This is a genomic window from Oceanobacillus rekensis, assembly GCF_002153375.1.
Classification (GTDB): Bacteria; Bacillota; Bacilli; order Bacillales; family Amphibacillaceae; genus Oceanobacillus; species Oceanobacillus rekensis.
Map to the genome: position 1 here is coordinate 359120 of NZ_MTBQ01000003.1, position 21500 is coordinate 380619.

The 21500-nt window shown below is 38.1% G+C and carries 22 protein-coding genes and 2 riboswitches; of the genes, 4 read left to right on the top strand and 18 right to left on the bottom strand.

Annotated elements, in window-relative coordinates:
• Positions 1-41: 41 nt before the first annotated feature.
• The 14 genes from ectB to BV906_RS09240 all read right to left on the bottom strand — a co-directional run bounded on the left by ectB (position 42) and on the right by BV906_RS09240 (position 12541).
• A complete protein-coding gene (ectB, locus tag BV906_RS09175; RefSeq protein WP_087973230.1) occupies positions 42-1319 on the bottom strand; it encodes a diaminobutyrate--2-oxoglutarate transaminase in 1278 nt (425 codons plus the stop codon).
• Positions 1320-1340: 21 nt separating this feature from the next.
• Positions 1341-1913, bottom strand: a complete 573-nt coding sequence (gene ectA, locus BV906_RS09180) for a diaminobutyrate acetyltransferase (protein WP_342744371.1) — start codon at positions 1911-1913, stop codon at positions 1341-1343.
• 295 nt (positions 1914-2208) lie between these two features.
• Positions 2209-2499: a hypothetical protein gene (locus BV906_RS09185; protein ID WP_087973231.1), complete on the bottom strand. Its 291-nt coding sequence runs from the start codon at positions 2497-2499 to the stop codon at positions 2209-2211.
• Between the two features lie 145 nt (positions 2500-2644).
• Positions 2645-2971: a YolD-like family protein gene (locus tag BV906_RS09190; protein WP_087973232.1), complete on the bottom strand. Its 327-nt coding sequence runs from the start codon at positions 2969-2971 to the stop codon at positions 2645-2647.
• A 3-nt stretch (positions 2972-2974) separates the two neighbouring features.
• On the bottom strand, positions 2975-3190 hold the full coding sequence (locus BV906_RS09195) for a hypothetical protein (protein ID WP_087973233.1): 216 nt from the start codon (positions 3188-3190) through the stop codon (positions 2975-2977).
• A 465-nt stretch (positions 3191-3655) separates the two neighbouring features.
• Positions 3656-4855, bottom strand: a complete 1200-nt coding sequence (locus BV906_RS09200; protein WP_087973234.1) for a phosphoglycerate dehydrogenase — start codon at positions 4853-4855, stop codon at positions 3656-3658.
• Positions 4852-5952 (bottom strand): 3-phosphoserine/phosphohydroxythreonine transaminase, encoded by a 1101-nt coding sequence (gene serC / locus BV906_RS09205; protein ID WP_087973235.1) that lies wholly within the window; start codon positions 5950-5952, stop codon positions 4852-4854. Before serC ends, BV906_RS09200 begins: the two co-directional genes overlap by 4 nt.
• Positions 5953-6049: 97 nt before the next feature.
• Positions 6050-6129, bottom strand: a riboswitch (glycine riboswitch).
• A gap of 99 nt (positions 6130-6228) precedes the next feature.
• Positions 6229-6308, bottom strand: a riboswitch (ZMP/ZTP riboswitch).
• A gap of 848 nt (positions 6309-7156) precedes the next feature.
• On the bottom strand, positions 7157-7597 hold the full coding sequence (locus BV906_RS09210; RefSeq protein ID WP_087973236.1) for a small multi-drug export protein: 441 nt from the start codon (positions 7595-7597) through the stop codon (positions 7157-7159).
• A 93-nt stretch (positions 7598-7690) separates the two neighbouring features.
• Positions 7691-9160, bottom strand: coding sequence for a protein adenylyltransferase SelO (locus BV906_RS09215; RefSeq protein WP_087973237.1), 1470 nt, complete (start codon positions 9158-9160; stop codon positions 7691-7693).
• Between the two features lie 293 nt (positions 9161-9453).
• Positions 9454-9990, bottom strand: a complete 537-nt coding sequence (locus BV906_RS09220; protein ID WP_087973238.1) for a nitroreductase family protein — start codon at positions 9988-9990, stop codon at positions 9454-9456.
• Between the two features lie 46 nt (positions 9991-10036).
• Positions 10037-10615, bottom strand: a complete 579-nt coding sequence (locus BV906_RS09225; RefSeq protein WP_087973239.1) for a histidine phosphatase family protein — start codon at positions 10613-10615, stop codon at positions 10037-10039.
• A gap of 203 nt (positions 10616-10818) precedes the next feature.
• The gene (locus BV906_RS09230) at positions 10819-11763 is read right to left on the bottom strand and encodes a cation diffusion facilitator family transporter (RefSeq protein ID WP_087973240.1); all 945 of its coding nucleotides are present in this window, start codon (positions 11761-11763) and stop codon (positions 10819-10821) included.
• Positions 11764-11831: 68 nt separating this feature from the next.
• The gene (locus tag BV906_RS09235; protein WP_087973241.1) at positions 11832-12134 is read right to left on the bottom strand and encodes a hypothetical protein; all 303 of its coding nucleotides are present in this window, start codon (positions 12132-12134) and stop codon (positions 11832-11834) included.
• Complete coding sequence (locus tag BV906_RS09240) at positions 12134-12541, bottom strand: pirin family protein (protein WP_087973242.1); 408 nt, start codon at positions 12539-12541, stop codon at positions 12134-12136. Before BV906_RS09240 ends, BV906_RS09235 begins: the two co-directional genes overlap by 1 nt.
• A 171-nt stretch (positions 12542-12712) precedes the next feature.
• Here BV906_RS09240 and BV906_RS09245 point away from each other — a divergent pair, with 171 nt between their 5' ends.
• A complete protein-coding gene (locus BV906_RS09245) occupies positions 12713-12976 on the top strand; it encodes a YrhK family protein (RefSeq protein ID WP_087973243.1) in 264 nt (87 codons plus the stop codon).
• 221 nt (positions 12977-13197) lie between these two features.
• Here BV906_RS09245 and BV906_RS09250 read toward each other — a convergent pair whose 3' ends face one another.
• Positions 13198-13758, bottom strand: coding sequence for a TetR/AcrR family transcriptional regulator (locus BV906_RS09250; protein WP_087973244.1), 561 nt, complete (start codon positions 13756-13758; stop codon positions 13198-13200).
• 268 nt (positions 13759-14026) lie between these two features.
• Between BV906_RS09250 and BV906_RS09255 the strand changes: the two genes are divergently transcribed.
• Both BV906_RS09255 and BV906_RS09260 read left to right on the top strand, forming a co-directional pair.
• Entirely contained in the window at positions 14027-15970 is a 1944-nt protein-coding gene (locus BV906_RS09255; protein WP_087973245.1) for an efflux RND transporter permease subunit, read from the top strand.
• A 5-nt stretch (positions 15971-15975) separates the two neighbouring features.
• The gene (locus BV906_RS09260; RefSeq protein ID WP_176330301.1) at positions 15976-17802 is read left to right on the top strand and encodes a YhgE/Pip domain-containing protein; all 1827 of its coding nucleotides are present in this window, start codon (positions 15976-15978) and stop codon (positions 17800-17802) included.
• Between the two features lie 86 nt (positions 17803-17888).
• Here BV906_RS09260 and BV906_RS09265 read toward each other — a convergent pair whose 3' ends face one another.
• Positions 17889-19217: an FAD-containing oxidoreductase gene (locus BV906_RS09265; RefSeq protein ID WP_087973246.1), complete on the bottom strand. Its 1329-nt coding sequence runs from the start codon at positions 19215-19217 to the stop codon at positions 17889-17891.
• 210 nt (positions 19218-19427) lie between these two features.
• On the opposite strand from BV906_RS09265, the gene BV906_RS09270 reads away from it, so the two are divergent.
• Positions 19428-20027: a YdhK family protein gene (locus tag BV906_RS09270; protein WP_087973247.1), complete on the top strand. Its 600-nt coding sequence runs from the start codon at positions 19428-19430 to the stop codon at positions 20025-20027.
• 177 nt (positions 20028-20204) lie between these two features.
• Here the strand turns inward: BV906_RS09270 and BV906_RS09275 are convergent, their stop codons facing one another.
• Together BV906_RS09275 and BV906_RS09280 are read right to left on the bottom strand one after the other, a co-directional pair.
• Positions 20205-20438: a ferredoxin family protein gene (locus tag BV906_RS09275; RefSeq protein WP_087973248.1), complete on the bottom strand. Its 234-nt coding sequence runs from the start codon at positions 20436-20438 to the stop codon at positions 20205-20207.
• 15 nt (positions 20439-20453) lie between these two features.
• The gene (locus BV906_RS09280; RefSeq protein ID WP_087973249.1) at positions 20454-21488 is read right to left on the bottom strand and encodes an amidohydrolase family protein; all 1035 of its coding nucleotides are present in this window, start codon (positions 21486-21488) and stop codon (positions 20454-20456) included.
• Between the last annotated feature and the right edge of the window lie 12 nt (positions 21489-21500).

Genomic DNA, 21500 nt, shown 5'->3' on the forward strand with positions numbered 1-21500 from the left:
AGTTTTTTTCTATAATAGTATATTATATATAAGTTGTTATTTTATTTTGATAGAACGTGCTCAATACTTTCAATGAGAATACCAAGTCCTTTATTTAACCCTGCTTCATCAATAATAAGTGGTGGCAAGAACTTAATTACTTCATCTTTTGCTCCTGACGTTTCAACAATAAGTCCGCGTTTGAATGCTTCAGCACATACCTCATTCGCTATTCCCTCGACATGTACGCCAATTCCTTGCATGAGACCTCTTCCGCGTGCTTCGCCTTTTAATTCAGGGAATTTTTCTATAATTCCATCAATCGTTTCTCTTAAAAGTGTCGCATTGTTATTTATTTTCTTCTCAAATTCATCTGTATCCCAAAAGCTCAAAGCTTCTGTGGCAGCAATAAATGCTAAGTTATTTCCGCGGAATGTTCCATTATGTTCACCAGGTCCCCACTGATCATATTCAGGCTTAATAAGGGTTATTGCCATTGGTAAACCAGCACCACCAATTGATTTGGATAGACAAACAACATCCGGATTAATTCCAGCAGGTTCAAAGCTAAAGAACGTACCAGTTCTACCGCAGCCTGCTTGAACATCATCGATAATCAAGAGGATATCCCAGCGCTTACAAATACTCTCAATTTTTTTCAACCATTCCATACGAGCAGCATTTATGCCACCTTCTCCTTGAACGGTTTCCAAGATAATTGCGGCAGGCAATGCCACTCCACTTCCATTATCTTCTAGAAACTTCTCAATATATGCGATTGAATCCTGACCCTCTACATAATCATCAAAAGGCATTGTTGATGTGTGGTGTAGTGGAATTCCTGCGCCATGACGCTTAAATGAATTACCAGTAACAGATAGCGAACCAATTGTCATACCATGGAAAGCATTTGTAAAGTTAATTACTGTATCTCGACCTGTTACCTTTCTAGCAATCTTTAATGCACTTTCAACAGTATTCGTTCCTGTTGGTCCGGGAAACATTATTTTATAATCGAGGTTTCGAGGTGTAAGAATCGTGTCTCGGAACTTCTCAAGAAATTCTTTTCTTGGTGTTGTTCCCATGTCGAGGCTATGCAAAATTCCATCTTCTTTAATATACTCAATCATTTTTTCTTGCATGGCATCATGATTATGTCCGTAATTTAATGCACCTGCTCCGGCAAAAAAGTCTATAAATTCCTTGCCATCTACATCCCATAGTTTGTATCCTTTAGCCTTCTCAAACACCGTTGGCCAACTACGACTGTAACTTCTTACAGCAGATTCTACTTCTTCAAATGTTTTCATTTTGTCTTTGCTAATCACAGCAGTTGTCATGATCTCATCCTTTAATTTAATTTATTTTCCAAGTGGTCCAATTTTATATAACAACTCATCTTCATGCCCTGTTTCCGGAAAATCTTGAGCTGTAATATAATCACTGACTTTCCAATTTGTATTAAATTTCCTTGCAAGACCAAAGAATAAACGTTTCGATGCTTCATTTGACGGTGATACAGTAGCTTCCACATAGTGAACATCTTCACATGTTGTGCGCTCCAGTAATTGCAGCAACATCCTTGTTGCCAATCCATTTCCTCTTTCAGACTCATGAACTGCTACCTGCCAAATAAATAATGTATCCGCCTGTTCTGGATGAATAAATCCAGATATAAAGCCGACAACCTTATGTGTCTCTTTACTAATAACAACGATTGACGTATCCGCAAAAATCTCACACCACATCAAGTAGCTATAGGATGAATTCAGATCTAGGTTGCCAATCTGTTTAACAAGATTGTAAACATCTGCACCGTCATCTTTGTTTGGCTTACGGAAATGATATTCTGCCGTATTTACATTTAACTTTTCTGCTACTTCCGAAATATTGATGCTTCCACCTCCTGATTTGTTTTTCGTATAATCAATCACTCTTTATATCCTATAAGTAATACTTTGTTTCGTCAAAATGGATTAAACTTGAAATAACGTCTTTAAACATGACTAATCGTGTTCAAGCGGTAATAGATTCCATTGTCGATAAAATGCTACCAAATAGTATGGCATCGTCCAAAATTCTAAAAATTTAATGAAATGCACTTTTAATACATGATTAATATATCAAGGGAGTTATCGCTTTTTTTAGAAATACGATTATTTCTGACAAATAACTTACTTGAATTAAAAAAGGCCTCCTATTATAGGAAGCCTTCTAGATTTGATATTACTAGCGTCTATTATGACGGCAGCCACAACCATGGTGTTGACGATCATCATCGTCAACAAATACATCATCTGCAAGAATAGTTACATCGTCAGCGTTAATTACTAATCTTCTTTCATCATCTCTATCTCTTCTATCATGACAACAATGTCTGTCTCTTCTGTCTCTTCTGTCTCTTCTGTCTCTTCTATCCCTTTCATCCTCAATGACATTGACCCTATTTGCACGAATTAATATGTCATCAACATTAATCCTATTATCACGTTGATCTCTTCTTCCTCGATACATAGACATTCCATTCCCCCCTTTCTTCCCTTCTCTACACAATATGTAAAGATAGAAATAATGAATAGACAGGAGTATCTATTTTCTATAAATGTGTCTTTGTATTCCATATAACGCACATGTGATATTGATGAAAAATGTTATGATTTACTTTTTAGAAGGTTTCAACTTTAATATCCAAAATATCATTCAAATAAATTTTAGTTCGTTCATCATTATCAATTTTTATGAAGAATTCCCTCGTATCAATTTTAAATAGCTTCCCAACAAGCTTTTTATAATCACCCTTAGTGTAATATGTGGTTTCTATTGATAAATTGTTGTGGATTGCCAAATGCAATTTCATGTTTATTTCTTCTAATTGTTGCTCATCTAAAATTGGTCTTTCCTTATATTGCTTCTGCTCCCACATATCATTCAGAAGCTGAATATGCTCAGGTAGCATCATAGCAGTCCATTTAATACTTCCTCGGTCCTTCATTAATTAAGCCCCTACTCCTTTCTTTATTGGTCCACATGAAAGGATATGGTCTTTCCGGAATGATCTAACTCCTTTTCGATAATAACAATAGGCTAAGACAGAATGATCATGAATACTTATTATTCGAATATATCGTTGTGTCACCTTGTTTTCCTGATCTATATAGAAGATAACAATCTTTTCTTTGTTCTGGATCGAACGGATAAACAACCTTTTCATGTGAAATCCCCCTTAAGAACAATCGTTCTGAACATCTGTTCCCATTTTAACACAAAAAAAGTTTTTTTATACAGTAAATATTTGCTAATTATTATTCCGTTTTATCTTCTTCACTTATTTTTAATTTATCCAGAAACTGGGGTTTAAAGACAGGCTCTTTGATTAATGCTGTGACTGCGATTACTCATCCTATCAAAAAGAATTGTTGCTTAATAATCTTCGCAGCCCGAGATAAAATCCGAACTAAAATAGCTACTTCGGCGACCGCTCTGTGTGAGCGGAGGGCGGTGACTCCTGAGGAATAGCACGTGTCCGAAGACCAGCAGAAGAGTGATTTTCTCTTCGGGGCTGAGGCGTGCCTAAGGTGCGCATCCGCCTAGGGCGATCTCAGACGGTAGCAATATAATTAAAAAAAGGCACTAAACCCATCTTTCTATGGGTTTAGTGCCTAAATAAAGCTATTCACTATATAACACGTACCGTAATGATACCTTCAATCTTTTTAATTTCTTCCTCTAAGCTATGAATAACATCACCATTAACATCATTGTCAATATCTATCATCGTATATGCGTAGTCTCCACGACTTCTATTAATCATGTCAGCTATATTCAATTGGTTGTGGGAAAATGCTGAACTCATTTGACCAACCATGTTAGGAATATTACGATGAAAAGCTGTCACACGACTTTTCCCTGTATAAGGAATGGATGCGTTAGGGAAATTCACTGAGTTTTTAATGTTCCCTGTTTCAAGATATTCCTTGATCTGGCGAGTAGCCATAATTGCACAATTTTCCTCTGATTCACTCGTTGAAGCACCAAGATGTGGAACTGGAACTGCATTTTTCATATTCAATACTTTCTCGTTAGGAAAATCTGAAATATATTTACCTACTTTTCCACTTTCCAAAGCCACTTCCATATCATTTTCATTCGCAAGCTCACCTCTGGAGAAGTTTAAAATATGTACTCCAGGTTTCATCAGATTGAATGTTTTCTCATTGAACATTTCTTTTGTATCATCTGTCAAAGGTACATGAACGGTAATGTAGTCAGCCTCTGCAAATAATTCATCCATCGTCATCGCTCGCTGCACATTACGAGAAAGTTCCCATGCTGTATTCACAGAAATAAATGGGTCAAAACCAATAACATCCATATCCAATTCCAATGCATCGTTTGCTACAAGTGCACCAACCGCGCCAAGACCGATGACACCTAATTTCTTGCCTTTTATTTCTTTTCCGACGAACTGCTTTTTCCCTGCTTCCACAAGGCTTGGAACTTCTTCACCTTTACCTTGCAATCCCTTTACCCACTCAATACCAGCAAATAAATTGCGTGATGATGCCATTAATGCAGTCAGTACCATTTCTTTTACAGCATTTGCATTCGCTCCGGGAGTGTTGAACACTACAATTCCTTGTTCCGTATACTTATCAACCGGAATATTATTCACACCAGCCCCAGCACGTGCAATTGCCTTTAAGTTATTGTTCAATTCCATCTCATGCATATTAAAACTGCGAACAACAATTGCATCTGGATTTTCACTTTCATTATCAATCGCATATTCCCCATCTTTAAAAACCTTCAGTCCATTTTCAGCAATATTATTCAGTGTCTTTATTGTTTTAACCTTGTCTAATGTTAATGTGCTCATTTGCTCTCCTCTTTCTGTTTGTTGTAATTTTCAAAATCGCTCATAAATGTAACCAATGACTGAACACCCTCCACTGGCATCGCATTATAAATACTCGCGCGCATGCCTCCAACAGAACGATGGCCCTTCAATGTCTCAAGTCCTTTCGTTTTTGCTTCCTTTACAAAAGCAGCATCCAAATCTGGTGAATCAGAAACAAAAGGAATATTCATTAGTGAACGACTATCCTTTCGTACTGGTGATGAAAACATAGAGGATTCTTCAAGGGCATCATACAATTTTTTTGCCTTTTCACGATTTATTTTTCCCATTTCCTTAAGTCCACCAAGATCTTTTAGCCATTCAAATACAAGTTTTGCCATATAAATCCCGTATGTTGGCGGCGTATTATACAATGAGCCACTTTCACTATGTGTCTTATAATCTAGCATCGTCGGGCAAGTTTCCTGTGCACCGCCAATTAAATCTTCACGGATAATCACAACTGTCAATCCTGCTGGCCCAATATTTTTCTGTGCCCCAGCATAGATCAAACCAAATTTCGATACATCAATTTCATCTGACAATATATTCGATGACATATCAGCTACAAGCGGTACATTACCTGTATCTGGAATCGCTTGATATGCCGTTCCTTCGATTGTATTATTTGTTGTAATATGCACGTAATCTGCTTCTGGATCAATCATAGTCCGATCAACTTCAGGGATATATGTAAAATTAGCTTCTTCTGATGTAGCGATTACACGAATATCACCGAATTTCTTAGCTTCTTTAATTGCCTTCTTTGACCAGGATCCAGTATTGACATAATCTGCTTTCCCATTTTTACCAAGCAGGTTCATCGGTACCATCGCAAATTGCTGTGATGCACCACCTTGAATAAAAAGTACTTTATACGAATCGGGAATAGCCATTAATTCTCTAAGCAATTGTTCTGCTTCAGTAATAATATCTGTAAAAAGATTTGAACGATGACTCAACTCCATCACGGACATCCCTGAATTTCTGTAATTCACCAATTCTTGTCCAGCCTTTTCCAACACTTGCAGTGGGAGCATAGATGGACCCGCTGAGAAATTAAAAATTCTTTCCATGTTAACACCTCATCCATATTATTTTTCCTTTAGAAGATATAAAAAAAAGAGACTGGTGGCCCCAATCTCATAAACAATAAAAATAACAAAAATCACTTGTTATTCTTCTGTCCTTTTGCCTGAGATCTTGAACCCTTCGGCGCTGCATGTTCCTGCATTCTCTCCAGAAGCTGCTCCTGTTATAGTTTTATCCATAACAATCATAGCTTTTAATCTATTTTATTCTATATCTATCGCCCCCTAATAAGCATAAAGAGGTAAGGGGACATCTCCCCTTACCTCTGCCCAGGCGAACGACAATTCGATATCATATGCTCCCTCGCGGTTATCCGCGTTCGCCAGTTACATATGACCTTTAATTTGATACTATCCTAACAAACTTTTCAATAAATTTCAAGTTAATAAAATGACTTTTGCTAAATTAGCGCTTTTTTTCTCGTTTATTACGCTTGTCTTCATCAAATTATCTTATCCCATTTTCCACACCTAGTTCATCAAGCCATCTACGGTAGGCAATGGTGAGTGCAGTAAAAAAACAAAAAGTCTTTTCGGTAAGACGATTAACCGCAGCCCTCCCCCTAGAACACAGCCATTATATAAGCTAAACCGCAATAACACTTCAAAGATAAATAAAGTATACTACTAAGTAAATAACCCAGAGAATACTTAGTAATATATTAAGAGATTATGTAGTCCAAAGCAAATAGATTTGATCTGTGATAACCTCCTACATGTCCTTATAGTGCGTATTCAAAAAGGAGGATAAAAAGGACCGAGAAGTTCGAGGCGGCGAGCCTACTTCAGTGAATGGCTTGCACCGAGGAATTCCCTTCAAACCGAATACGCTTGTAGACGGAGGTGCAGAATTCTATTAAACGTATGCTTTTAACACGTGAGCAAACGATCTGGCACGTAGGAAAAGCAAGCATTCATGAGAAATTCGATGTGTCATTTTTACCGGGCTTTTTGAACATCCTCTTATAGATATATGCGACACTTATAGCAACAAAAGCGCCTGTTTTCCTATTTGGTCCTCAACAGTATCAGAAATAAATGCTTAAAAGGGATTTGCAAAGATGACTCAAACGTCCTTCGCTCCTTTGATAGTTTACTTGATTTAGCGAAAAATGAATACTTACAGATATATGAAAAGTATCCTAGGCCATAGAGTTCAAGCTGATTATCCCACTTATGTCCTTTAGTTTTAAAGGAAGATATCTAAACCAAGTATAGTAGCAATTCCAAAAATCAATGTCCAGACACCAATACTTATGATCATCCACAGTGTAACCCACTTTTTCTCAGAACCAAGCGACATCCCGATAATGGCAGCAATATGTGTTCCCGTTAAAATCGGACCGAGCATAGCAAGTCCTGGAAGACCATACTTATCCCAAATCTTTTTACCACGATTTGTACGCTTCGAAGTTTCTTTTTCCTTTTTCTGATTACGCTTAGCAAACCAAATCTTAAATTTTTCAAACCCGATTATAATTGGAATAACTGTAAGTAAATTCCCAATAAATGAGAGGCCCATAACCCAAAATGGCGAAAGTCCTCTTATTATACCTAATGGAATAACGAGAGCAATTTCCAACCATGGAGTAGCAGCCCCTATAAAAACTAAAACATACTCGTAAATCATTGCTTCCCCCTTTTCTTAGGATGCATGGGGACATTCTTTCCTGCCCTCAATACTTACAAATGGAAGCAAAAAAAACGTCCCCGTGCTTCCGAGTCATGTGCCGCAGAAGGTTTGGTATGGTTGTGTTGATGCTGCGGCTGGTGTCGTATATTCGGTTTGTTCGGCAGTGTGTGCGTATGGGTTTGCAAGAATAGTAAGCAGCTTGTTTATTACACTGTAGTCCCCCTGTTTTTCTGCGGCTTCCAGTGCAGCTTCTACTCGATGATTCCTAGGAATTACAGCAGGGTTACTATCCCTCATCAACTGATGTGAGGCAGCACTATTTTCTTCTTGTCTACTTAGTCTCGCCTGCCACTGATCCTGCCATTGAACAAATTCTGGAGTACCAAACAGAATAAAATCCTCATGTGTATCAAATGTCAAGGCGAGGAACGTATTTGTATAGTCTGCACGATACTTCTGCATCATATCGAGTAGTTCCTCAATGAGAGGCATGTCCTCTGTTTCTTCATTGAATATTCCCAGTTTTGCTCTCATTCCTGAAAGCCAGCTGGAATGATATAAATTCTTGAAATTTGAAACAGTATCCTGAGCTAGTTTAAGTGCTTCCTCTTTATTTTCATGCAGTAAAGGTAATAAGGTTTCAGCAAAACGTGCAAGATTCCATCCAGCAATACCAGGTTGATTACCGTAGGCATAACGGCCTTGAATATCAATGGAACTGAAGACAGTTTTCGGATCATACGTATCCATGAAGGCACACGGACCATAATCAATCGTTTCTCCACTTATCGTCATGTTATCCGTGTTCATTACCCCATGAATGAAGCCAACCAATTGCCATTTTGCCACTAATGCGGCTTGACGCTTGATTACTTCTTGAAGCAGAAAATGATAACCATCCGGGCCAGCATCTGGATAATGTCGTTGTAATGCATAATCAGCGAGAGCCTGAATATCTTCCTTCTCACCCCAGTTTGCAGCATATTCAAAAGTACCAACACGTAAATGACTGGAAGCCACACGCGTCATAATCGCACCGGGAAGTTCCGTCTCACGCCTGATTGATTCCCCGGTAGTAACCACAGACAGACTACGTGTAGTTGGAATACCAAGCGCATGCATCGCCTCACTAATAATATACTCACGAAGCATCGGTCCAAGTGCTGCACGTCCATCGCCCCCACGGGAATAGGGTGTTCTACCTGAACCCTTCAGTTGAATATCAACTCGGTCACCTTGAGGGGTAATCTGCTCACCAACTAATAAAGCCCGGCCGTCCCCTAACATAGTAAAATTCCCAAATTGGTGGCCTGCATAGGCTTGAGCAAGTGGCATCGAACCTTCGGGAACCCGGTTACCTGTAAGAATCGCTATCCCGTCGTCGCTTTTTAATACTTGATCATTTAACCCAAGGGAAGCTGCCAGCGGACTATTGAACATAACCAGCTTTGGTGAATGTACTGGATTTGGAGTAATTTCACTGTAAAACAATTCCGGTAAACTCGCAAAACTATTGTCTAGGTTCCATCCAGTTTTTGCTATTTCTTTTCCGTTTGTCATTATATCCCCCTTCTCTTCCTATTTATAGATGCTCAATTTCTACATGATTTTCTACAATAGAACTCAGCCCTTAGTTTATTCTCCCACCAATTTATTATCCAACCTAATGAAGACAGACAGTTTATTCTTACCCAGCCTATTCGTATAGCAAAGCGCCACCCCCTGTAGTGGTGGCGCTGACTCTTCCCTCTATAACACAAACGGTAAAAAACTATCGTTTGACTGTTGTGGCATTTCATTGTTAGAAAGTTCACCGCTTTTTTCAGTTGGAGAGGAAGCCGCCCTCCAATACTCTAGTCCCGAGAGCTTTTAAACTTCTCTACAAAAACCACTTCTTCTCTTGGTACATGTTTCTTTGGTTTTGGTGTTTCGTTTGGATAACCCAAGCCTAAAGCAGCAACAACACGACATTCCTCGGGTATTTCTAAAAGATTTCTCGCATAATTTTCTCGCTTCACTGATTCTTCTTCATCTTCTGCATTGTATATTGCACCGAACGCCGATCCTAAATCAACCTCTACAGCCTCTAACCAAATATACGCACATGCAAATGAAGCATCTTGAAGCCAATATTTACTAACTCCTGGTTTTCCAGTAACCACAATTGCTGCTTGAGCTTCCTTTAGCCACTTCATATATGGTGTCGTTTCAGCTAATTGATCCAGTGTACTGCGTTTTTTGACGACGATTAAATTTTTGGATGGCATGTTATTGCCTGTAGGTGCATATACACCTGCATCAACCACCTTAGTCAATATATCATCTGCTACTTTCGTATTTTTGTACTTTGTAATTTCACGTCTAGCTTGAATAGCTTGATAAACATCCATTAAATTCACCTCTCGTTTTAAATTTTGAAAATACAGCTAGTTTTTTTTAGCTTTTAACAATATGTTTTGTACAATTATATAAATTGCAATTCCATTGTTCATCCGCCATTAACAAAGAAGTAACCGATGTATTTTTCAACGATTCATCAAAATTGAAATGTGGTACAACCGTCTTTAATAATCGTCTCAGAAAAGCACCGTGGCTGACGATTAAAATTCTGCTGTTCTCATGCTTCTCTACCAATTCTTCCATAAATGAAGTACCCCTGGCAATTAAGCTCTCTTCTGTTTCCATACCTAAGTCCATCTGGCGCCATTCTAAACCCCACTTATTGATTCGTTCTTCTTCTATCGTTCCTTCAATTAATCCTCCGCCTAATTCACGAAGTCTTGAATCCAACTGGAGTGGAATGCCTGTTTTATTTGCGATCGCTTCTGCAGTCTGGCGTGCTCTAGATAGGTCACTTGAATAAATAACATCCCATTTTTCAGCACTTAATCGCTCGGCCACCTGCTGCGCCTGGATCAACCCTTCTTCATTCAATGGTATATCGGAACTCCCCTGTGCTCTTTGTTCTTTATTCCATGCGGTAGTGCCATGGCGGATGAACCCGATTTCAATCATAGACAAATCCTCTCCCTGTAAATATTCTTCTAGCTACAATACTATTCATGGTTTGATTTTTAATTCAGTTACTTCAAATATACTAGCCATTTATAAATAATACCAATAAATAAAATGAAGGAAGCATGGGGACTGTTCTCCTGATTCCGTTTCTAAATTTAAAAAGGAAGCAGGAGAACCACCGTCCCCACGCTTCCTCGCTATTAGTGATTTTGTATTTCATCTGTCTCGACGATCCCAAGTAATACAGCAGCAATTCCCGATTCTCTTAGAAGAACATTTTTGACTCTTTCCTTTATGTCATCTGCTTCATCAAGAGTTAATCCCTTACGTAATTCTATTATTCCTTCTAGGTGGTACAGACGTCCTTCTTGAATCATTTGAATTGTTCTTATATCTACCACATCTGGATCATTCATTATAACAGTAGACATTTTTTCCTTAATTTCAGCCGGAGCTGATACACCGATTAAACCAACCATATTATCATAACCAACCCGAAAGGCTACAAATAGCATAAAACACCCAATAATTATCGATGCAATCCCATCTGCTTCAAGAATGCCAAAATATTGCGCAAGAATAATTCCTATGATTGCCAGTAGTGCACCTGAAGTCGCAACAAGATCCTCATAGAAAACAAGACGTGTGGCAGGTGAAGCTTTCCCTGAATTTTTAAATGCATTACGGATGATACCATTGGACTTGTCGGCCTTTGTTTCCATTGATATTTCCTTCATTGCCTTATACAAAATAGTTCCATCGACAACAAAAGCAATGAGCAAAACAATCATATTCAGCATGAAATTACTTGCTTCCGTTGGATGTTGCAGTAAATGCCAGCCTTCCTTGATGGTCTCATATGCCATAATCGTTACTACTACTACAGCTACCATACAGAAAATATTGATAACCCGGCCAAAACCTGTCGGAAATCGCTTCGTTGCAGGCAATTCAGCCAAGACACTCCCAAAATAAACAAATCCCTGATTCACAGCATCTGCAAGGGAATGCATCGTTGACGCAAACATTGTTCCGCTTCCACTAATCATAGCAGCAATGCCTTTAATCACTGCCAGAAATGTATTTCCTATTGCTGCAAATCCAGAAGATGTATTCCCTTTTTTCAATTTATCGATTAACCCCATAAACTCACCCTCCTAATGAACTTATATATACCCCATTTCGGTTGGATTATTATAGGTAGATAGTGCAACTATCCCTTTCCTAGTCCGCTAATGGTTCCTGTCATCGATGAAAGTGCTTGCATGTCAACAAAAAATAATACAAGGGTGGTATCTTCAATAGCTGTTAAAGCAGGAAGTGGGGCTTTCAAATCTTCCTGTTTCTTTATCTCTATATCTTTTAATGTGATTTGCCCATTCAGTACATATAGAAAAGCTATTAATCCTTTATAAGCTGGTATTTCTAATACATCACCAATTTTCGGGTGGGAATCCAATATGTAAACGTTTTGCCTGACATATAACGGTGCGTTACTAGCTTCTGGACCGACCATCAGATACCAATCCCGATTATCTGTTGGTTTATCGTGAAATTGAATAACAGGCTTAAGGTCCGCTTCTCGTGGTCGAACGGAGTTCCACATAATCTTTCTTCATGCCAAAAGCTATACCTTGCATTCACCATCATTAATTTACCAGGTGAAATCAAAGTTTCAAATCCAGCAGAATCATTATGATATGACGTTCCTTTCCATACATAGCTGAAAATCTCATCATTAACATGTTCATGCATTTTAATTGTTAAACCCTTTTTCATTATCGCATGGTCGATATTGCTCAACGGTCCAAATGCAGAATCATCGGTTTCTTCTTTTAAAATATCACTTGGCTGGATACGCGTAATAGAAAACGGGCCTCTGAATGGTTGGGCGTGATATCCAGCTGAAAGTTTTTGTAGCATCTTATATCCTCCTCTTTGTCATAAATTAATCTTAGAAGTTTCAGTTTACTTTTATTAGTTTTGATTAAGTAAAATGATGAACGTTAGATCTATTCAATCCTGATTCACGTCTTTGTTTAAATTTTTTCTAAGTAGGTAACAGGTAATAGTGAGTAAAGGAGGCTCTAATAGATGCCAAACATAAAAAATGATAAAAATTATTATGACCTGCAGATGGGGAAATTCGAGGTATTCTTCAGAAAAAAGTATAGATTCCTTTCCATAATGAATGACCTCACGTTAGGTATATGGTTTCTTATTGGTAGTATTCTGTTTCTATTTCCTAACACAAAAATGTTCGGAACGATATTATTTATTCTAGGTAGTGCCCAATTGTTGGGACGGCCAATATTGAAACTTATTCATGCCTTTTATATTAGAAGAAATAGAGAATAGAGTCGTCATTTGGTGATTTTATTGTATGCAACTACATGATGTGACATAGGGACAATTCTCACCCAAGTAGATAGAAAACTATTTGTCTTGGTTCTCAAGTTGATAAGGAAGGGAAAGTTCTATCACAACACAAGAATACAAACTACCACTTCCTCACTAAGAAGAAGTAGTAGCTTGCTTTCGAATCTTTACGGGACAGTAAACCTGTCCCTTTGTCCCGCTTACCCCTTCAAACCATTATTGGCAATATGGTTGATAATCAGGGCTATTTCTTTTGGGCTTTGGTCCATGTTATTTGCAAGCCAGTGTTTGATAATATGAATGCTGCCGCTAATAATAAATGTACTTACATATTCGTAATGTTTCGTATCGAATACATTGATGTCCATCCAGTTTTGAATCAGAAAATTTTGTGCCACTGTCATGACTCGTTTTTCAAATGATGTATCCCCATTTTCATTTAGAAGTGTGTGGCAAATCTCCCGCTTCGATACGATGTACTCCAACAACCGTTCTGTCATTTTTAGAGATTCCTCTTCTTTTGCGAAATTATATTGATTCAGATAAGCATTCATATCCTCAATGATTTCTTCTTCCATTTGATGCAGCAAGTCAAATGAATCTTTGTAATGGGAATAAAATGTTGAGCGATTAATGTCTGCAATTTCACATATTTCCTTTACCGTAACCGAAGATATCTGCTTCTTTTTTAATAAAGCAATCAAACTATCCTTTAACACCATCCTGGTATACTTCTTTCTTCGATCTAATTTATCACTCATTATCTGTTCACACTTTCTTTATAAATTATCCAACGTTTCCACCAAATATGTTGTTCTTTTTACGTTAACCATAAAACTGTCCGTTGTAAACCCAACACAGTGTCGTTTATAATATTATAGTGTTCTAAATAAATATTCAAGAAGAGGGTGAATTCCGATTGACATAGCCTCAAGATTAATAAAGCATAAAAAGCCGATTGTAATCACATTTTTAATTATTGCGGTTATCAGCATCTTTGCGCAATTTACGGTTTCTGTAAATTATAATATGGTCGATTACTTACCTGAAGATGCCCCATCCATGGAAGCGATGGATAGGATGGAAGATGAATTTGATGGTGCAATTGAAAATACACGAGTCATGCTTCAAGACGTATCCATCCAAGAGGCTCTTTCCTATAAAGAAGCACTTAAAAATATTGATGGCGTTAGTAATGTGACATGGCTCGATGATGTGATTGATATCAAAACGCCAATCGAGATGGCAGATCATGAGACAGTGGAGTCTTACTATAAAGGTCAAAAAGCACTCCTATCTTTCCATATCGAAGAAGGCATGGAGGTCGAAACAACCGATGCTATTTATAAACTGATTGGTGATGAAAACGCCATATCAGGTGAAGCGCTTGATACAGCAACATCCCAAAAAATGACCGGCACTGAATCGATGCATGCTGCGTTATTGTTAATACCAATCATTATTATTATTTTAGTACTGTCAACCAGATCTTGGGTGGAACCCTTATTTTTCCTTACGGCGATTGGTGTTTCCGTACTTATTAACCTAGGTACCAACATTTTTGTTGGTGAAATATCATTTGTAACCCAATCGGTTGCACCAATTTTACAGCTTGCCGTAGCACTCGATTATGCGATCTTCTTACTACATAGTTTTTCTGACTACCGTAAGAAAGTAGCAGATCCGGAAGAAGCTATGCGCCTTGCCATGAAACAATCCTTCCCCGCAATTGCAGCAAGTGCATCGACTACCTTCTTCGGATTTATGGCACTGTCATTGATGGATTTTGAAATCGGTGCTGACTTAGGTGTAAACCTTGTGAAGGGTATTCTCCTTAGCTTTATCAGTGTTATGGTCTTTTTACCAGCACTGACACTTACTTTTTATAAATGGATTGATAAAACACAGCATAAGCAACTGCTTCCAAACATACGCAAAATTGGAGGTTCTGTTGTAAAGCTTCGGATACCGGTACTACTCCTTGTAGTTGTACTAATTGTTCCCGCATATTTAGGCCAAAGTCAAACCAATTTCATCTACGGAATTGGAGAACAACCAGAAACAACACGAGCTGGAAGTGACATCGTTAAAATTGAAGAAGTGTTTGGGAAGTACACTCCAATGGTGATCCTTGTCCCAAATGGAGATGTCGCCAGAGAAGAGGAACTTGTTCAAGATTTACAGAATATCGATCACATTCAAAGTATTGTGTCCTATGTAAACACGGTCGGAACTGCAATTCCACCAGAGTATCTGGACGAGTCTTTAACCGAACAATTTTATTCGGAAAATTATAGCCGGATTATTTTGAATGCAAGAACAGATACAGAAGGTGACAAAGCATTTGCATTAATTGAAACGGTAAAAGCTACAGCAGCAGATTATTATGACGATGACTACCATCTGCTTGGGGAAAGTGTGACACTTTACGATATTAAAAATGTCGTCCAAAAAGATAACACTCTTGTCAACCTATTAACAATCATTTCAATTGCGGTCGTATTACTTATAACATTCCGATCGATTTCGATCCCAATCGCATTGTTACTCACAATACAGTCAGCAGTGTGGATTAATTTATCGATACCATATTTTACAAACTCCCCTCTTGTATATGTAGGATATTTGATTATTAGTACGGTGCAGCTTGCAGCAACCGTCGATTATGCGATTCTATTAACAGAAGCATATTTGAAAAATCGCAAAGAAATGACTGCATTGGATGCAATTAAAAAAACCATTGATGAGAAGCTGTTTTCCATCGCTATCTCTGCATCCATCTTGTCGAGTGTCGGATTTATACTATGGTTTACATCATCAAACCCGGTCGTATCCTCCATTGGTCTTTTACTTGGACGTGGTACATTGCTGGCATTTGTGATGGTTATTCTTTTCCTCCCGGCATTACTGCTTGTATTTGACAAAGTCATTAAGAAAACAACATGGAAAGCAAACTTTTATAAGGAGAAATGATACGTATGCGATTTAGAAAAATAGCAATTGCATTGATGGCTACCCTACTTGTATTCCCATCATTTCCACTATCCGCTGCGTCAAATGAAAATACGAATGAAAAAAAAGACGAAGCAGCAACAGATGATGGAGCATATTCTGCAAAGGATGAAGTCATCTACGGAAACTTGGATGCTAGCGGTGCACAACAGCAAATGTATATAGTAAATACCTTTTATGTAACCAAGCCCGGAAAGTTCACCGATTATGGTGATTACGCAAGCGTAAGAAATTTAACAAATTTAACAGAAATGGAACAGACAGAAGACAATGCCATTCATTTCGAAGCAGACGAAAAAGAATTCTATTACCAAGGAAATATGGAGAATCTGCCTCTCCCATGGGATATTAAAATCAACTATCTACTAGATGGAGAAGAAATTTCCCCAGCTGATTTAGTGGGTAAAGATGGCCATGTAGAAATTCAGATTAAAACAACAGCAAACAATGATGTTAATCCAGTATTCTTTGAAAACTACCTTCTGCAAATCTCGTTAACACTTAATCCTGCAATCTATGATAATATTCAGGCAGTCGATGGGATCGAGGCAAACGCAGGAAAGAATAAGCAGATTACATTTACCATCATGCCAGACCAAGTGGAAGAGCTTGTTGTAGAAGCAGATGTTGTGAATTTTGAAATGGAGCCAATCGACATTGTTGCTACCCCTTCATCTATGTCATTTGACGGCATCGATATTGGTGGTATGACTGGTGACATGCAATCTCTCTCCACTGCGATTGCTGAAGTAAATGATGGTGTCGGACAATTGAATCAGGGAATTTCTGATTTAAATACAGGTGCAGCTACTCTAAGCAATGGTTCTACAGAGTACCTAAATGGAATCAGTGAACTGAACCAATCCTCCAATGAACTGGTCAATGGTTCTACCTCGATTCAGAGTGCACTCCAAACGATAAGTGAATCAATGGAAGGAAGCTCTGGCAGTATAGATTTGAGCGAGCTGGAAGCATTGCCAGAGGTACTTCAACAAATTGCGGGAGGCCTCAAGGAATCTGCTAGTGGACTTGATATGTTAAAAGAGAATTATAGTACAGCATATAGCACATTTGATGATGCAATGACAGCCATACCAGCTTATAATATAAGTGACGCAGACATTCAAACACTTTATGAAAGTGGTGCAAATGCCGATGTCATCGATCAATTGGTTGAAACCTACACAGTAGCACATGAAGCAAAAGCTACTTATTCTGCTGTAAAAGAAGCATTTGGTGCCGTTGATGGAACATTGGAACAGGTTACAGGTGCAATTCGGGAAATGGCGGGCAATTTAGAAACCATGGCAACCGAACTTTCTGCTTCCATCGAGAGCATGGATACAATGGACTCTATTACACAATTAAAAGAAGGCCTGTCATCTCTCGCAACTGAATATAAGTCATTCCATAGTGGCTTTGTAAGCTATACAGATGGTGTAAGTGAACTTGCTGGGTCCTATAGTGAACTTGATGGCGGTATTCAAGAATTATCAGATGGAACAAACTCACTTCGTAATGGAGCAAGTGAACTTCACAGCGGGACAACGGAATTACAAGAGTCTACAAGTGATCTGCCAGGACAAATCGAGGCAGAAGCTGATGCAATGATGAAAGACTATGATAAATCGGGCTTTGAGCCAGTTTCATTCGTATCTAGTAAAAATAAAAAAGTAAATACCGTGCAATTTGTATTACAAACAGAAGGCATTGAAATAGAAGAAACGGAATCAACAGAAGAGATCCAAGAAGAGGAAAAAGGCTTTTGGGATCGATTGATAGATTTGTTTTAATAAAATAGGAAACCATCCCTTTATAAAGGGATGGTTTTTTAAGTTTCTTTCGTTTTTTCCTTTTATAATTGAACAAGCTATCTCTATCATTCAATAGCAAATAGATCATTGAAGGACTCACTCATTACCGGATGGTTGTACATTTGATCTCTTAAATACGTATATGGAGCATCTAAATCCATTGCAAGTTTTACCAAATTGATGAGTTCAGGTGATTCCGGACCAAAGAGAGATGCACCAAGAATCTTACCCGATTCCTTATCAACAACTACTTTAAACAATCCACGGAGATCATTGATAACATGTGCACGTGGATGGGATGCAACCATCAATTTCCCTTCAGCGATTTCAAAGCCTTTATCTTCTGCTTCTTTTGCTGTCATCCCTACTCTTGATAATGGTGGATCAATGAATACCGAATATGGAACATTTTTACGAGTTTCCAGCGAATATTTTTTATCACCAAATAAATGATTCGCAACAATTCGGTAATCATCCAAGGAAATATACGTGAACTGCATACCACCTCTCACATCACCAAGTGCCCATATATTGTCAACTGTTGTTTCAAGATGGTCATTGACCTTGATTGCCCCGCCTTCTGTAAGTTCAATAGAAGTATTGTCCAGACCAAGGTTTTCCACATTCGGTTTTCGCCCAGTAGCTAGCAACACTACATTTGCAGTTACCTTTTCACCATTGGATAATGGTAGTGTCACTAGATCATCATTGTTCTCTTCTATTTCCTCCGCTTTCGCTCCATATAAAAATCGAATCCCCTTTTCTTCCATTATTTTCTGTACCTCTGCTGCAATTTCTGGATCCTCATTAGGCAGAAGTTCATCATCCGGTGTAATGACGGTAACCTCAGATCCGAAATTTTGATACATGGAGGCATATTCCAAACCAATATACCCGGCACCGATTATTGCCAATTGTCCCGGCAGTTCTTTACGTTCTATAAGAGACGTACTTGTGTAGACCTTATCCAAGGATAGATCACCTTTCATTGGAGGAATATTGCTCGTTGCACCAGTATTAATAAAAATATGTTCAGCCGTTAATACTTCTGTTTTTCCTTCCACTTCTATTTCCACTTCTTTATCTGAACGGAATTTGGCAACTGATTCGTAAAGGCTTATCTGATTATTATCTGCGATATTTTTATAATTGCTAGCCCGCAGTTTTTCTACTACACTATTTTTTCGCTCAATAGCTTCTCCATAAGGTACTCCTTTCAAACCATCATGAACAAGTGTCTTTGTAGGGATGCATGCGATGTTTATACAGGTCCCACCATACATCTTGGGATCTTCCTCAATCATTGCTACCTTCCAGTCTTTAGTCGCAAGCTCTCCGGCCATTTTCTTACCGGCTTTCCCAAAACCAATTATTATTGCGTCATATGTTAACATTTATATTCTCCTTTTTTTCGGTAACTAGGCTTTCGCTAAATCCACACTTATACAGATAAGTAGGTTTTATACTTCCTATCTTCCTATATATATTATACCCGTTAAAGGTCTGTCAAAACTAATGTTTAACTAACGCATGTTTCAATAGAATGTTATAAATATACATATATGGGGTATTGTAATTTAGAGGTCAATAAAAGGAGGATATATATGAAAAGAAAAAAACACTTATTGGGCATCTTACTGTTAATCACCGCCTTCCTTTTAGCAGCGTGTAGTGGCAACAGTGAAACCGATACAGAAGGAACTAAGAAAAACCAAGAAAACACGAGTGAGGAATCAGCCTCTCATTCTGAAGAAAATATGAAACAGCACATGTCCAGTTCAGGGGAAGTTCCTGACAATTTGGAAGAAGCAGAGAATCCAACCTATGAAGTTGGGAGTAACGCAATTATTACAGCTGAACACATGAATATGGAAGCTATGAGTGGCGCAGAGGCAACCATCGTTGGTGCATATGATACAACTGCGTATGAGGTATCCTACACACCAACAAATGGTGGAGAAACTGTAGAGAATCATAAATGGGTAATCCATGAAGAATTCGAAAATTCGGAAGAAGCCCCTTTGGAACCAGGTACTGAGGTTATATTGGGTGCAGATCATATGAAAGGAATGGATGGTGCCACAGCTGTAATAGATTCAGCTGAAGAAACTACCGTATACATGGTTGACTTCACTCCATCAGGTGGAGAGGAAGTCGTTAATCATAAATGGGTTATCGAAAGTGAACTAGAACCTGCTGAATAAAATAACATATTAATCGTCAAAAGAGCTTATTATCTAAACGAATTAGTTTTTAATTTTAATCATGAAGTTTAAGACCTTTAGAAGATATTAAATAGAAAATGGGAATGTTGTTTACATGACAACATTCCCATTTTTCTATGAAGTTGGAAACGGTACAATCTTACTGTTTCCCGCCTTCTATCCAAAGAAGCTTTCGGCCTTCTCTAAATATTCTTCTTGTTCGCCTGTTAAATCATGTTCATCAACGATTGCATCGACTGGACAAGTAGCAACACAAGCGCCGCAATCAATACATATATTTGGATCAATAAAAAATTGATTAGGACCTTCTTCAATACAATCGACTGGGCAAATACTGACACATTCCCCTGCCTTTTCACCCATACATGGACTCGTTATTACAAAAGCCAAAATTATCCTCTCCCTCTACTGCTGTTTCAATAGACTTTTGGTATATTGCTCTTTATTCAAATTTAAAAAGTCTAAAGCATTAAAACCATGTATTTTTGCTTTTTCTTCCTCATTTAATGTTGTTAATTTATCCACTACTTTTCCAGATGGAGTTTCTCGCAATAAAAATGGATAGTCCGAACCGGCTATGATTTGATCCACGCCGAATCGATCAATCATAAACTGTAAATTACTTTCATCATAAACAAGAGAATCATAATAAAGTAGTTTCGCGTAATGACTAGGTGGTTTCTCCGTCTTTCTTATTTGCGGCCATACGTCCCAACCTTTATCCATTCTTGGTAACAAATATGGCAAGGAACCTCCACCATGTGCAAAGCATATTTTTAAATTGGGATACTTATCAAGCATTCCGCTCATAATGATACTTCCGGCTGCTAGCGCTGTTTCTGATGGCATTCCAACCATATACATAAAGTTATGACGTGGCATACGTTCACCACCCAATGTTTGCCAAGGATGAACGAATAACGGTACTCCCAGTTCATTGGCTGCTTGGAAAAAACGGTCTAATGATTCATCATCTAAATTCTTCCCATTAACATTACTTCCGATTTGAAGCCCTTTTAATCCTAATTCATTCACTGCTCTTTTCATTTCTATTATTGATAAATCAACATCCTGTAATGGAACCGTACCTAAGCCAATAAATCGCTGTGGATGTTCCTTTGTAATAGATGCAATAAAATCATTTTGAAACTGTGAAAGTTCTAACCCCTGTTCAGGTTCTGCCCAGTAACTGAGTGTAACAGGAATAGGCGATAATACTTGAATATCAATTCCTTCTTTATCCATTTCTTTAATTCGCTCTTCCGCAGCCCAAGCATTATCTGTTATGTTCCTGAATTTATTACCCTTTATCATAATGTTGGCGCCACAATCACATGTTTTTTCTAAAACAGGAAAGCGATCATCGCCATATTTCTCGGCTAAGTTTAAAAATTCCTCCGATATAATATGTGTATGGAAATCAACTTTTAATTGCTGCACAAATTTCCTCTC

Excerpts from the sequence above, each read along its gene's own strand:
- ectB (WP_087973230.1), bottom strand. The coding sequence starts at position 1,319 with ATGACAACTGCTGTGATTAGCAAAGACAAAATGAAAACATTTGAAGAA.
- BV906_RS09185 (WP_087973231.1), bottom strand. The coding sequence starts at position 2,499 with ATGTCTATGTATCGAGGAAGAAGAGATCAACGTGATAATAGGATTAAT.
- BV906_RS09190 (WP_087973232.1), bottom strand. The coding sequence starts at position 2,971 with ATGAAGGACCGAGGAAGTATTAAATGGACTGCTATGATGCTACCTGAG.
- BV906_RS09195 (WP_087973233.1), bottom strand. The coding sequence starts at position 3,190 with ATGAAAAGGTTGTTTATCCGTTCGATCCAGAACAAAGAAAAGATTGTT.
- BV906_RS09200 (WP_087973234.1), bottom strand. The coding sequence starts at position 4,855 with ATGAGCACATTAACATTAGACAAGGTTAAAACAATAAAGACACTGAAT.
- serC (WP_087973235.1), bottom strand. The coding sequence starts at position 5,952 with ATGGAAAGAATTTTTAATTTCTCAGCGGGTCCATCTATGCTCCCACTG.
- BV906_RS09210 (WP_087973236.1), bottom strand. The coding sequence starts at position 7,597 with ATGATTTACGAGTATGTTTTAGTTTTTATAGGGGCTGCTACTCCATGG.
- BV906_RS09215 (WP_087973237.1), bottom strand. The coding sequence starts at position 9,160 with ATGACAAACGGAAAAGAAATAGCAAAAACTGGATGGAACCTAGACAAT.
- BV906_RS09220 (WP_087973238.1), bottom strand. The coding sequence starts at position 9,990 with ATGGATGTTTATCAAGCTATTCAAGCTAGACGTGAAATTACAAAGTAC.
- BV906_RS09225 (WP_087973239.1), bottom strand. The coding sequence starts at position 10,615 with ATGATTGAAATCGGGTTCATCCGCCATGGCACTACCGCATGGAATAAA.
- BV906_RS09230 (WP_087973240.1), bottom strand. The coding sequence starts at position 11,763 with ATGGGGTTAATCGATAAATTGAAAAAAGGGAATACATCTTCTGGATTT.
- BV906_RS09235 (WP_087973241.1), bottom strand. The coding sequence starts at position 12,134 with ATGGTCGGTCCAGAAGCTAGTAACGCACCGTTATATGTCAGGCAAAAC.
- BV906_RS09240 (WP_087973242.1), bottom strand. The coding sequence starts at position 12,541 with ATGCTACAAAAACTTTCAGCTGGATATCACGCCCAACCATTCAGAGGC.
- BV906_RS09245 (WP_087973243.1), top strand. The coding sequence starts at position 12,713 with ATGCCAAACATAAAAAATGATAAAAATTATTATGACCTGCAGATGGGG.
- BV906_RS09250 (WP_087973244.1), bottom strand. The coding sequence starts at position 13,758 with ATGAGTGATAAATTAGATCGAAGAAAGAAGTATACCAGGATGGTGTTA.
- BV906_RS09255 (WP_087973245.1), top strand. The coding sequence starts at position 14,027 with ATGGTCGATTACTTACCTGAAGATGCCCCATCCATGGAAGCGATGGAT.
- BV906_RS09260 (WP_176330301.1), top strand. The coding sequence starts at position 15,976 with ATGCGATTTAGAAAAATAGCAATTGCATTGATGGCTACCCTACTTGTA.
- BV906_RS09265 (WP_087973246.1), bottom strand. The coding sequence starts at position 19,217 with ATGTTAACATATGACGCAATAATAATTGGTTTTGGGAAAGCCGGTAAG.
- BV906_RS09270 (WP_087973247.1), top strand. The coding sequence starts at position 19,428 with ATGAAAAGAAAAAAACACTTATTGGGCATCTTACTGTTAATCACCGCC.